The organism is Variovorax sp. P2_H12, assembly GCF_056403395.1.
This window is the reverse complement of record NZ_JBFUFO010000175.1, coordinates 1-483: the sequence shown is the minus strand read 5'-3', so window position 1 is coordinate 483 and position 483 is coordinate 1. Positions and strand designations below refer to the sequence as shown.

Annotated in this window: 1 protein-coding gene; it reads left to right on the top strand. The window is 67.1% G+C overall.

Features of this window, described 5'->3' with window-relative positions; translation table 11 throughout:
- The coding region (locus tag AC1DYK_RS35695) for an AAA family ATPase (RefSeq protein WP_478170567.1) at positions 1–483 on the top strand (483 nt) is incomplete at both ends.

Below are 483 nucleotides of genomic sequence, written 5' to 3'. Positions count from 1 at the left end.
CGTCAAGGGCGATGTGCCCGAGAGCCTGAGGAACAAGCGGCTCGTCTCACTGGACCTCGGGGCCATGGTCGCCGGAGCCAAGTACCGAGGCGAGTTCGAGGAGCGGCTGAAGTCCGTCCTCTCCGAGATCAAGGAGAGCGACGGGCAGATCATCACGTTCATCGACGAGCTGCACACCGTCGTGGGCGCCGGGGCGGGCGGGGACTCCGCCATGGACGCCGGCAACATGCTCAAGCCGATGCTSGCCCGTGGTGARCTSCRSATGGTCGGCGCSACSACSCTCGACGAGTAYCGCRAGCRCATCGAGAAGGACGCCGCSCTSGARCGCCGCTTCCAGCAGGTCMTGGTCGCCGAACCGTCCGTCGAGGACACCATCGCGATCCTGCGTGGGCTCAAGGGACGGTACGAGGCGCACCACAAGGTGCAGATCGCGGACTCCGCGCTGGTGGCCGCCGCGACCCTGTCCGACCGCTACATCACCTC